The following is an 11781-nucleotide window of genomic DNA, read 5'->3' on the forward strand; positions in this document are numbered from 1 at the left end:
TCAGGCGAGGCGGGACAGGACGGTTCGGCCGTGCGCGCTCAGAGTGAGGTCGTTTTCCTTGTGGCCCTTGACCAGGGCGGTGGCCGCCTCGATGGCGCCGAAGGACTCGAGGAGGCGCCGTTCAGCGTCGGTCAGCGGACGCCCGTAGCCGTCGAGGAATGCCGTTCGGAGGTGGGGTGCGGCTTGCCAGCGTCGGAACTCGAGCCGCGCGAAGTCGCGGACGCGGGCGTCGCGTCGCATGTGCTCGAAGTCGCAGACACCGAAGTCGTCTCCGACCAGCCAGTTCCGCGGCTGGTAGTCGAGGTGGCAGACCGCGCCGTCCATGAGGCTGTTGCCCAGGATGGCCGCATGGTGCTTCAGCAGGTTTCGCTCGGCCGTGTCGATCAGGTCGGCGTGAACGGCCCGGTCGATCCAGCTCTGGAGGCGCTCGGCGAGTGCTGCGCCGACGGCGCCGCCCTGGGGCATGGAGGTGGCCCGGTGGAGCTTGCCGAGGACGTGCCCGGCCTCGTGATGGGCCAGTTCCTCCTCGGGTGAGCCCGGGGCTGCGGTGTCCGCCCGAGCGCCTGCGAGCGCGGTCAGCAGAAGGGTGCGGGTGGCGTCGTCACGGCCGACTAGCTTCGGCGCGTGGCCGGTCAGCTGGGTGCCCCATGTCCGGTAGGCGTGGAGTTCGCCTGCGTACCGGTCGTGCTCGGCATGCTGCTTGGCGACGAAGTGACGCCCGTCGTCGGCCACCACGCGCACGACCCGGGGAGGGAGCAAGGGGTCCGGCGCGATCTCGACTGCGCCGAGGAGGCAGTGCGCCAGTTGGATCCGGGGATCGTCCGATGTCGCGATCACGGGGTCGGCTCCGGCGTGAGGAGACTGAGGTGCTCGGTGTCGTTGTGCCGATCGAGGATCCAGCGGGTCTGGCCCAGGCGGTTGCGGTGGTGCTGCCAGCGGGTGATGGAGGCGTGGTTGTGCGTGAAGCCCGCCGGCGAGCCGATCGGGATGTCGAGGAGCAGGGTGTGCGCGGTGATCACCGTCTCTCCGTGGGCGGCGAACACGATGCGCTTCCCCTTGTTCTCCTCGATGAGCTGACTCAGGTTCTTGCTGGCGCGCTTCAGGTACCCGTTCCAGGTGTCTGAGCCAGCGGCCCAGGAAGTGTCGGGGTACGCATGCGGGCCGCCGTTGGCGGCCGTCTTCACCGCATCCCAGGGTTTACCATCGGCATCGCCGTGGACGGGGCCGTCGAGCCGGTCGTCGATGTGCAGCGGGATCTGGAGCGTCTGGGCGATAATCTCGCCGGTCTGGACGAGGCGAATCCGCGGACCTGCGTAGACCATGTCGAAGGACTTCTTCAGGTGCTCGGTGGACAGGCGGCGCGCGGCCTGTTCGGCCTGGGCATACCCCAGGTTGGTCAGTCCCGTGCAGGTGCGAGGACCTCCGACGAGTCCGTCGGCATTGCACTGGGCTTCACCGTGCCGCACGAAGACGAGTTCGGTGGTGATCACGATGCTCCTTGAAGGCGGAGACGGATGTGGGCGGGCCAGATGTGGCAGTAGCCGTTCCGGCCGAGGTAGGGCGCGGTGAGTACGGCGTGCAGCGCCAAGCCGTCGTCCAGGCGTTCTCGGTCTATGGGGTCCAGCTGTGGGGCGTGCTGGCGGAGCGCCTGGCTGTAGATGTCGCAGGCGTCGTCGATCGCTTCGCTCGCGAGGGGGCCGTAGGTGAGGAGAAGCGTGGCGACCAGCTTCGCGAGGTCGTAGCCCATGGGCGCGAGACTGAGATCGTCGGTGTCGACCGTGACGATGTCCCCGGCGGCAGTGATGATGAAGTTCCGCGGGTTGCTGTCCTTGTAGAAGGCACAGGGCCCCTGCGCCGTCTCCTCCAGCAGGCCGAGCATCGCGTGCAAGGACACCTTGTTCGTCAGGTAGCCCTGTTCGTGGCGCCGTCGGAGCGCGACCTTGCGCGGGCCGAGGTAGTCATCGAACGTCGTGCCGTCTTGAAAACGATGCGGAGTGTTCAACGACGCGGCCTGCAGGTCACTGCGCCAGGCGGCACCGTGAGCGTGGCCCAGCAGTTCCGCTGTGCGCGGGAGATCCTCGGGGCGTACGGAGCGCCCCTCGACCCGCTCGAAAGTCAGGCTGGCAGGGCCGATGACTTTGAGGGCCGGCTGCCGCAGCGGCTTCGCGTGCTCGTTGATCCACCGGTAGTGGCGGACGGCCGCCGCCGCGCGCTCCGGCGTCTCGTAGTGCTTGGTGAACGGCGGAAGGGTCATGCCTGCCCCTTCTTCGGATGGGCGACGACGAAGGTGATGAGGGACCGAGTGGTCAGCGGCTGGTCCGGAAGGAATTCGTGCAAGGCCGCCGCCATAGCCCCGGGGTTGCCGTACAGGCCGGGCGCGAGGTGGTACTTGGGGTTCGTGGCCAGGTATTGCGCCATGTGGTCGTGGCCGTCGAAGGTGAAGGCGTGCTCCTCGTCCAGGACGGCGATCACGTCGAGCGAGGAGGCGGTCAGGTCGGCGAGGTTGCCGCTGTGCGCTGCGGTGTAGAGGCTCTCGTGCTTATCGCCCCGCGCGTCGAGGCCGGCCGAAGCGACCAGCTGGTCCATCTCCCGGTAGCTGTCGAGTGCCTTGGTGACGAGCACGGCCAGGCCCCCGGGGGAGAGGACCCTGGCGATCTGCGCGATGACGTCCTTGGGCTGCGGCGAGTGGTAGAGGCAGAACGCGGCGACGGCGACGTCGCACGACCCGGCGGGCAACGGGAGGTCGTGGAAGTCGCCTTCGACGAAGTCCACCGTGATGTCGGGTAGCTCCTTGGCGCGCTCGCGGGCCTGGGCGAGCAGGGAGGGGGCGGCGTCCAGGCCGACGACGCGCTGCGGCCGGAGCTGCTCGGCGATGCCCAGGCTGCTCGTGCCGCGACCGCAGCCGATGTCGAGCACCACGCCGAGCCGGTCTGGCTGCGCGTGGTGGGTCTGCACCAGGCTGACGATCGTCTCGGGCACGGGGTTGCCGGAGGTCTTCGCGCGCATCAGGGCGCTGGTCCGCCCGGACAGCCGGGAGGCGTTCCCGTACAGCTCCTGTTGCCGGGCGGGGTCCAGGAAGGCGTTGGGCTCGTTCATGCCGCACCCCCTGCCCGGGGGCGCGGGTCGTTCAGGACTGCTCGGCGGCCACCTTCCGCAGCCAGCGGCGCGTCTGGCGCCGGTTGGCCAGCAGCACCACGTCGGCTTTCGCGCCGAACTCCTCGATCTTCGCCATCACGCGGGGCCGCATCTTGCGGCGGTACGTGGCGACGTACTTGATCACGCCCCAGTGGATGCGGTTGTGCACCCCGTTGCCCTTGTGTCCCGCGCCGTGCCGGATCTGCCGGGCGAAGATCCCGTACAGCGCTGCCACGGTCGACACGTCCATCAGGACCACCGTGTCGCAGGCTTCGAGCCGCACCTGCAGCGTCGAGTTGTAATTGCCGTCGATCACCCACCGCGGCTGCGCGACCAGCTCGCGCTGCACGGCGGTGAACTTGTCCATGGGGAGCGCGTTCCACTCGTCGTCGTAGAACGCGGCGTCCAGGTGCGTCACCGGGGCGTCGAGGATCTTGCCCAGTTCGCGGGCCACGTGGGATTTGCCGCTGCCTCCGCAGCCGACGATGGCTACCTTCTTCATGGTGCTCCAGCGTAGAGAGGTTCGGATGTCCGGCGGAGCCATCCTCCAGGACACATTTTGATGATCCAGGCGCCATGGCCTGTAGCGCGATCGGCATCAGGCCGCTCCCCGCTCGGTCGTGCCCGGCCTCACGAGACCGTGCAGAAGGGATTCCAGGGTGTCGACCTGCTTGCTCAGGCCGAACAGGCGCAGACGGTCCACGCACGCGCCGATCAGGTCGGCGTGCTGCTGTGTGCCGGCGATCTCGCGGAGGTGGGAGAGGCGTTCGATCACGTCCCGGCCGGAGCGCACGACCAGCTCGTCCGGGACGAACCGGTTGACGTAGCGGATGTCCGCCGGGGCCAGGGGCAGGCACCCGGCGAGCACGGCCTCGAAGATGCGCTGGGTCATCTGCCCGACCGCGGCGTACCGCTCGGGCAGCATGAGCACCGTGGCCAGGGACCTGCCGTATACGCCGGCGGCGGCCTCGAACGGGATCCGGCCCAGGAAGTGGACGTGCGGCCAGCGGTCGGTCTCCGTCCACTTCCCGGCGACCAGGTGCGCGACGCGGGCGGCGGCTGGGGCGAAGAAGCGGTCGAAGGGCTCGTCGCGGTCGTACTGGTTGCCCACGTAGCCGAGCACGAGGTCCCGCCGCTGTGCCGCGAGGGCCACGGAGTCCGCCTGGGTGAGGAGGTTCTCGGCGACGGGGAAGAGTAGCGAGTGCGCTCCGTGGGTCGGGGCGAGGGCGGCCTCGCAGACACGGGTGTGCGACGTGGTGCGCCACACGCTCTCGGCGGGCAGGGTGCGGTCCTTGTCCCAGATCACAGTGGGTGTCTGGTGCCGCACGGTGTAGTGGTTGATGAGCTGGGCCTGGCGGTGCAGGTCGCAGGTATGGCCCTCCGTGCCGCACGCGGTCGTGTTGCGGCCGGGGATCGCCCAGCGCCACTCCAGGAACAGGACGTCGACGTTTGGGAATCCGCCATCGAAGATGTACTTGCTGCCGAGGTCGTCGCCGGCTTCGAGGCGATCCCGGTCGGCTTGCAGGAACACGATGTCGTGCCCGCGGTCGAGGAGCGCATCAATGAAGGGGCGACGATGGCTGCGTCCCCCGTCCGGGGTGTCGGTGACCCCTTTGCCGAGGAAGCCCCAGAAGCTGTATCCAATCTTCACTTGGTGATCCACCGCCCTTCGAGGAGCAGGGCGTCGAGCCCGGAGTTGGCCAGGCAGTCCAGGGCCATTTCCGGTGTTCCGCAGATCGGCTTGCCCTTGACGTTGAGGGACGTGTTGATCAGCACGGGCACCCCGGTCCGGCGGCCGAAGGCGGTCAGGACCGCGTGCATGAACGGGTTCTGCGCCTTGGTGACGGTCTGCAGGCGGGAGGTGCCGTTGGCGTGCACGATGGCCGGCACGCGCTCGCGCGTCTTGTCGGTCACGCCGGAGGCCATGGACATGTACGGCGCCTGCTGGCCGAGGGTGAAGAACTCACGGGCGCGCTCGGCCAGGACCATGGGGGCGAAGGGCCGGAACGGCTCGCGGAACTTCACGGTGGCGTTCAGCCGCTCGACGACGCCCGGCTCCAGCGGAGAGGCGAGGATCGAACGGTTGCCCAGGGCTCGCGGCCCGGCTTCGACGGCCCCCTGGAACAGGCCGACGATCGTGCCGTGGGCCAGCTGGTCGGCGAGGAACTCTGCGGTTTCGATGCCCAGGGTCTTCTGGTGAAGGGCGGGCCAGGGCGTGAGGTCGAGGGCCTGGTCCTCGTAGGACGGGCCGAGGTAGCAGGTGCGGGCGACGCCGGCCACCGGTCGCGGGCTGCGTCCGCCGACATACACGGCGAGGGCGGCGCCGATCGCGGTACCGGCGTCACCGGGCGCAGGAGGCACGAAGACCTCGTCGAAGATGCCGGCCTCGATGATCCGGCCGATGCTCACGCAGTTCGTGGCGACACCGCCCCCCACGCACAGGCGCCGGGAGCCGGTGAGCACGCGAGCGCGGCGGGCCAGGTGCAACATGACCTGCTCGGTCCGCTCCTGGAGAGCCGCCGCCAGGTCCCGGTGGACGTCGGCCAGGGGCTCGCCCGGGTGCCGTTCGGGGCAGGTCTCGGTGACGAAGCGGCGAGACGTCCGCTCGTATCCCGACGTGAGGGTGCGCGTGGGGAAGTAGGCGGGGTTGATGCGGAAGCCGGTTGCGGTCGTGTGGACGGCCTGGGTGAAGACGGAGCGGAAGCGGGCGGGGTCGCCGAGGGCGGCCAGCGCCATCACGGTGCCCTCCTCGTCGCCCCGGCGCCAGCCCAGGTGCTCGGTGACGGCGCCGTACACGTACCCCAGGGAGGCTGGGTCGTTGATCGCCTCCAGGGTCTGCGCGCGGGGACGGAGCGTGTCGTGGCAGCGGGCGATGGTGGTGGTCTGCCGCTCGCCGAGGCTGTCGACCACGAGCACGGCGGCTTCGTCCCAGCCCGAGGCGGCGAAGGCCGTGAGCTGGTGGGCGCGGTGATGCAGCACCGGGGTAACACGGGCGGCGGGGAACTGCCTGCCGATCAGCCGCAGGCGCCGCTGGGTGCGCACGGCCACCTTGGCGAACCCGTGCGCTCGGGCGAACGCCCGGTCACGAGTTGTCGGGGAGAGCGCCATGCGCAGGGCGGCGGGCGACTCGGCGAGGTAGCGGGCGGGCTGGAAGTTGTAGGCGACGGTGTCCACGTCGGCTGAGGTGAGCTTGGCCCGGCCGAGCAGCCAGTCCACAGCGTGAGCGGGGTAGAGCTTGGTGTGCTTCTGCTCGGAGAGGCGCTCCTCCTCGACGAAGCCGATGAGTTCGCCGTCGACCAGGAGAGCTGCCGACGAGTCGTGGGTGTAGGAGCACAGGCCGAGGATGACCGAGAGAGTGCGCTTCATGGCGGCCGTCACCTCGCCCCGGCCGTCGTCGCAGCCGCGGGCTGGCGGGAGCGTCGTTTCAGCTCGCCATACCAGGCGGTGAGGGCCTGGCCGAGGGGGCCGTCGATGCCGTCGGCCACGCGCCACGCCTGCTGGTGCTGTCCGTCCTTCCACAGCCGGTAGCTGCGCAGCGTCCCGGCCATCGCGTCCCAGCCGGGGTGGCCGGTCACGTCCCGGGCCGCGACCTGATCGAGCAGACCGGCGAAGCCGTTCCACCGTGTCCGCAGGTCGGGCATGACGGGGCTCGCCGTGAGCGAGGCCAGCTGCTCGGACTGGTCGAGGTGCTCCTCGTAGATGTGCAGCGACCCCACGTGCAGGTGGAACTCGCCCAGCTCCGCGTCGAGCCATCCGGCGACCAGCTCGTGCAGGACGGTGTAGAAGAAGACGTCGTACGGCATGCCGATCCACACGTCCTGGCCCCGCATCATGGTCGCCATGTGCAGCCGGCCGGCACGCAGATGGAAGCGGAAGCCGAGGGTGCAGGGCACGTCCTTGTGCCCGGCGGCGTCCTGAACCGGGTCGTAGAGCTGGATCAGGGCACGGCGGGAGTCGGGGTCCTCCTTGAGGATCTCCACGACACGGCTGAGCTGATCGACCTTGCCGGCCCAGTTCCGCATCCTGGGGCCGTACGCGCCGAGCAACACCCCGTCATCGGCGTACTGCCGGAGCCGCGCGTTGTAGTCGAAGATCCACGGATCGTCCGAGCCGGACAGGTGCCAGACGCTCTCGGCCACGGCGAACGCCGGGTTCAGGATCCTGGCCGGCGGCGCGTACAGCAGGCGGGCCCGCGGCTGCGTGAGCAGCAAGTGGATGTCGCGGACTTCCCGCGTGGGCATGCCGCGCGGGCTGACCTTATCGCCGGACTTCGTCAGCGTGACGGCTCCGGAGAACAACTCGGCGATGTTGTCGGCGGTCAGATGGGTCATGAGGCTGGGACTCCTTCGCCCTGCTCAGGCACGGGCGGCGTGCTGCGGGCATCGTCGTGAAGGGGGTCAAAGGGCAGCTCGGGGTGCGTGGCGCGGTGATCGATGAGGCGGGCGACCTGGGCGGCGCTGTCGCCGCGCCACCGGCACACCGAATCGGCGGCTCCGGCCGGCGGGCGAGAGCGGGGCAGCTCCGCGAGGGCGATGCCGACTTCGTCCGCGGAGCCACACCGTTGCGCGATGCCGTGGTCGGCCAGGCCGAGGGTCCGTTCGCCCAAGGCGGCAAGTTCAAGGACGGGCACGCCCAGCAGCGCGGCTTCGATGCCGCATGTCGAGTAGGCGCTCGCGACCACATCCGCGCCGGCCAGGCACCCGCGTGCTCCAACCCGAGTGTCGGCGACGGCCACCGGAAGACCGGTCGCCTGCTCAAGAAGCGGGGCGAACACGCTGTCGCGCTGAGCCGGATGCGGAGCGATGACCAGTCCCCAGTCCGGGCCGACTGACCGCAGCCCGCCGAAGAGGAGTTCGGCCTGGCGGGCGAGATGCTCGGGCCGGAAGGGCTGGCAGGCCCACACGGCGATCTTCGACGGGGCACGCCGTGTGCCGACCGACAACAGCTTTTCCAGGTACCGGCGCTGTGCCCCACGGCCCAAAGCAGCCAGGGCATCGAAGCGGGGCTGCCCCAGGACGTGCACCTCACTCTTCGGGTGCTTGGCCCAGGCGAGGGCGAGCGGATGGTCGCGCTCGCCCATCACGACCACGTCCCGGCTGTGGAGGGCGGGCCACGCGACGGACTCTTCCGTCCAGGCGCCGTGCTGGACATGCACCGTGTTGGAGTCGTGCCGATCAGCAAGGTGAACCGCCAACGCCCCGAGCGGACTTGTGTCGTTGCTGAGGACGACGGAGTGCGGACGAACGGCTCTCAGAACGCGGCCCAGCCAGTTCTCCGCCTGGACCAGAGCAGGCCAGGATGGCTGCGTGCAGCCGCCGCTCATCGCCAGCAGCGTGGACAACAACCGGACGAGGCGGGACAGGCGGATCGCGTGCGGACCGACCTCGACGGTCCGGTCGTCATCCGCGGGACGCAGGCCGTCCGCCTCGCCTGACAGCCGGAAGAGCCCAACCGGTGCAGGACACACCCGCACGCTCTCGCTGCCCTCGGCCAAGCAGCGCTGACCGGGATCAGTGGCGAGGTCGATGAGCACGCTGTCGTGCCCCTTGCGCGCCAACTCCCGAAGAACCGGCATCAGGGTCTCGGCGTGGCGGGACGACCAAGAAAGGGCCACGACTCCGCCCCGGTGCAGGCCCGTGGGGAGCGGGTGCGGCTCGGTGATAGCCACGTCGGCGGGTAAGAGCGTGCTCAACTCGGCAGTGTGCGGCGGATTGTGTGCCGCTGTGCCGCCGAGCAGATAGGCAATGCCCGACCAGGTGACCGTGTAGGTGCGGTACTCCTGAGAGCTGCTCGGCCGCACACCGACAAGACCTTCGTACGGCATCGGGGTGATGGGCCCGGGTGCGGTGACGAATGGCTCCCAGAGGCTCAATGCCAGCAGTTTCCGCAGGACCTGCGTGACCAGTCGGCGGACCGGTACGTGCTGGACATGGAGCCAGTCAGCTCCGCCGGGCGTGTGGGCTCGGCCGCCGCCGTACTCGTGCAGGGCGGCCATGACGCGTTCGGTCAACGAGCGGAGGTCCTGCTGGTTCAGCGGCAGCGCCTCCAGATCTCCCGTTCTGATGCGGAGGGAGTCGGCGACGTCAAAGCGGCCGGCGCCGACGAGGACCCAGGCGGGCCGGTGGCCGTCTTCTCTTCGGACAAGGCCCAAGTCTCCGAATGCCGAGGTGGTCACACCAGGCTCCCTTCGACAATGGGAGTGCATGCCGTGGCCTGGTGGAGGAGGTCGAGCAGGTCGGTTGGGGACAGGGCGACCGCCACAGCAGGAGAGCCGGGCTCGCCGTACCCCCAGGCGGCATGAATGTAGGGGACGCCGGCACGAGTTGCTGCCTCCCGGTCCACCGGCATGTCCCCGATGTACACGGCCGACGCAGGGTCGACTCCGAGGTCCACCAACGCGAGGAGGAGAGGGTCCGGCGCCGGCTTCGACCGCCCGGAACCCGCGGGTGTCCGCACGGTGCCGAAGGGGCAACCAAGCTGCGCCAGGAGGGGCGCGGCCCGATCGACGTGCTTGGATGTCACAACTCCAAGCCGCCAGCCAGCTGCCACGAAGGCGTGCAGGACGTCCGTGATCCCGATGAACTCCTGGGCCAAATGCGCTGCGGCTGTCGAGCCGGCTCCGTAGGTCCGGTGGACGCCGTCAGCGTCGACGACACCGAGCCGCTCCATGATGTCGCTGAACTCCCGTCCCAGGAGGGCTTCGTACGCGGCGAACGGGATAGCGAGGCCGTGGTCTTCCTGGACCTTCCTCCACGCCTCGCGCATCACCGGCCGCGTGTCCAGTAGGACACCGTCCAGGTCAAGAAGGAGTGCCCGTTCAGCATCGGGAGGCTGGAGTGCCGACGGTTTCGGGCGATGGTGCAGGGGCGCGGAGGACTGCTCGGAGGCCGTGGGAACGGGTGACGTGGTCACTTGCTCGCTCCGCTCCGCACCGTGCTGGTCTGCTGGGCGGTCAGCAGGTTCCAGCCGTGGGCCCGGGCGACCAGCCGGGTGGTGTCCGGTGCCCCGGTATCGGTGAGCAGCTGGACGAGCGCCGCGCGGAGGTCTGCCGGCGCCATGTTGGCGCCGCGCGCGATGTCGAGCGGCTTGGTGTGCTCGGCGACGGCCTTCAGCAGGTTCGTCTGCTCGGTACTCAAGTCGGCGGCTGGCGTGTCCGGTGCCGGGGCCGTGGCCTCGTTTGCGCTGAGCAGACGGTGGGTGACTACGGCAAGGGAGCAGCGTTCGGGGCAGTGCAGCTTCCTGCGCAGGGAGACCATGTGCGCGCGGACCGTGTGGTGCGACAGGGCCTCGGTGTCGGCGATCTGGCCTGTTGGTAGGCCGTTCACCACATGCTGGGCGATGCGCCGTTCGGCCGGGGTGAGCGGTGTGGTCGGGGCTGGGGCGGTCATGGTGGTCTTCCTCGTCGGTATCGGTCAGCGGCTCGACGTCGGGCGCAGGCGCACAGGGACGGAGGTGTGTCCGTTGCTGATCAGGCTCGGCAGCCTCTTCAGATCGGGCCTGTCCGTGGCGAGTTGGGCGTCGGGGAAGCGTTCGAAGAGCAGGCGCAGGGCGGTGGCGACTTCGAGTCGGGCAAGTGGGGCGCCGAGGCAGAAGTGGACGCCGTGTCCGAAGGCGAGGTGTTCCTTGCTGGGGCGGGTGGCGTCGAAGCGGTCGGCGTCCTCGTGCCAGTCGGGGTGCCGGTTGGCGGCGGCGTAGGAGGCGAGGATCGCCTCGCCGGTCTTGATCGTCTGCCCGTCCGGGAGGGCGATGTCGGTGCGGGCATAGCGCAGGGGAAGGTGCTTGACCGCGGGCTGGTGGCGCAGGGTCTCCTCGACTACGCCCTCCCAGGTGCAGCGGCCGTCCCGGACGTGGGCCAGCTGCTCTGGCTCGGAGAGCAGGGTGGTGATGGCCTGGTCGATGACGTTGACGGTGGTCTCGTACCCGGCGCTGATCATCAGCAGGAGCGTGTCGCGCAGCTCGGCGTCGCTGAGGGCGGAGCCGTCGCCCTCCTCGTCGCGGGCGGCGATCAGCAGCGAGGTCATGTCCTCGCCGGGCTCGGTGCGCTTGATCTCGATCAGGGCGTCCAGCAGGCCGTACAGGGTGGCGGTGTTCGCGGCTTGTTCCTCGGCGGAGAGGTGGGTGGCGAATACGTTGTCCACCACGGTGCGGAACTCGGTGCGTCGGTCGGCGGGGACGCCCATGAGCTGGCCGATGACGGCGATCGGGAGCGGGTAGGCGAGGTGCTCGCGAAGGTCGGCCACCTCATCGGCCGGGAGGGCGTCGAGGTCGTCGAGGATGCCGTTCACGAGGATCTCGATGTCCGCCTGGAGGGCGGCGGTACGGCGGGCCGAGAGGGCGGGGGCGACCATGCGCCGTAGGCGGCTGTGGTTGCCGCCGTAGGCGGTGAACATGTTCTCCACCGCCACCCACAGGGCCAGCGGCCAGGTGGGGACCGTCTCGGCGAAGGCCGGCCAGTGGGCGCGGCCGTCCTTGGAGACGTCCTTGCTGGTCAGAAGCTGCTTAAGGAGGGCCGGGTCGGAGACGGACCAGGCGCGCACGCCGAGGATGTCCACGAGAGTGGCGGAGCCGCGCTCGCGCAGGGCCTGGTGTTCGGCGTCCGGGTCGGATCCGGTGGGGTCGAGGACGAGTATCTGCCGTTCGGACACG

The 11781-nt window shown here is 69.8% G+C and carries 12 protein-coding genes; all 12 read right to left on the reverse strand.

Annotated elements, in window-relative coordinates:
• Positions 1 to 837 (reverse strand): aminoglycoside phosphotransferase, encoded by an 837-nt coding sequence (locus ACWGI8_RS04440; RefSeq protein WP_453658600.1) that lies wholly within the window; start codon positions 835 to 837, stop codon positions 1 to 3.
• A complete protein-coding gene (locus tag ACWGI8_RS04445) occupies positions 834 to 1490 on the reverse strand; it encodes a histidine phosphatase family protein (protein WP_453658601.1) in 657 nt (218 codons plus the stop codon). The genes ACWGI8_RS04440 and ACWGI8_RS04445 overlap by 4 nt, the downstream gene beginning before the upstream one ends.
• On the reverse strand, positions 1487 to 2254 hold the full coding sequence (locus ACWGI8_RS04450; RefSeq protein ID WP_453658602.1) for a phosphotransferase: 768 nt from the start codon (positions 2252 to 2254) through the stop codon (positions 1487 to 1489). Before ACWGI8_RS04450 ends, ACWGI8_RS04445 begins: the two co-directional genes overlap by 4 nt.
• Complete coding sequence (locus ACWGI8_RS04455; RefSeq protein WP_453658603.1) at positions 2251 to 3096, reverse strand: class I SAM-dependent methyltransferase; 846 nt, start codon at positions 3094 to 3096, stop codon at positions 2251 to 2253. Before ACWGI8_RS04455 ends, ACWGI8_RS04450 begins: the two co-directional genes overlap by 4 nt.
• A gap of 31 nt (positions 3097 to 3127) precedes the next feature.
• The gene (locus tag ACWGI8_RS04460) at positions 3128 to 3637 is read right to left on the reverse strand and encodes a P-loop NTPase family protein (RefSeq protein WP_385040530.1); all 510 of its coding nucleotides are present in this window, start codon (positions 3635 to 3637) and stop codon (positions 3128 to 3130) included.
• A 96-nt stretch (positions 3638 to 3733) separates the two neighbouring features.
• On the reverse strand, positions 3734 to 4786 hold the full coding sequence (locus ACWGI8_RS04465; RefSeq protein ID WP_453658604.1) for a glycosyltransferase family protein: 1053 nt from the start codon (positions 4784 to 4786) through the stop codon (positions 3734 to 3736).
• A complete protein-coding gene (locus ACWGI8_RS04470) occupies positions 4783 to 6501 on the reverse strand; it encodes a carbamoyltransferase family protein (RefSeq protein WP_453658605.1) in 1719 nt (572 codons plus the stop codon). The genes ACWGI8_RS04465 and ACWGI8_RS04470 overlap by 4 nt, the downstream gene beginning before the upstream one ends.
• Positions 6502 to 6509: 8 nt before the next feature.
• Positions 6510 to 7466, reverse strand: coding sequence for a thymidylate synthase (locus ACWGI8_RS04475; RefSeq protein ID WP_356050328.1), 957 nt, complete (start codon positions 7464 to 7466; stop codon positions 6510 to 6512).
• Positions 7463 to 9310, reverse strand: coding sequence for a hypothetical protein (locus ACWGI8_RS04480; protein WP_453658606.1), 1848 nt, complete (start codon positions 9308 to 9310; stop codon positions 7463 to 7465). The genes ACWGI8_RS04475 and ACWGI8_RS04480 overlap by 4 nt, the downstream gene beginning before the upstream one ends.
• Positions 9307 to 9900: an HAD family hydrolase gene (locus ACWGI8_RS04485; RefSeq protein ID WP_453658607.1), complete on the reverse strand. Its 594-nt coding sequence runs from the start codon at positions 9898 to 9900 to the stop codon at positions 9307 to 9309. Before ACWGI8_RS04485 ends, ACWGI8_RS04480 begins: the two co-directional genes overlap by 4 nt.
• Before the next feature lie 143 nt (positions 9901 to 10043).
• Positions 10044 to 10523, reverse strand: coding sequence for a LuxR C-terminal-related transcriptional regulator (locus ACWGI8_RS04490; RefSeq protein WP_453658608.1), 480 nt, complete (start codon positions 10521 to 10523; stop codon positions 10044 to 10046).
• 24 nt (positions 10524 to 10547) lie between these two features.
• Complete coding sequence (locus ACWGI8_RS04495) at positions 10548 to 11780, reverse strand: cytochrome P450 family protein (RefSeq protein ID WP_453658609.1); 1233 nt, start codon at positions 11778 to 11780, stop codon at positions 10548 to 10550.
• Position 11781: the final 1 nt, after the last annotated feature.

It is taken from the genome of Streptomyces sp. NPDC054841, from assembly GCF_053611045.1.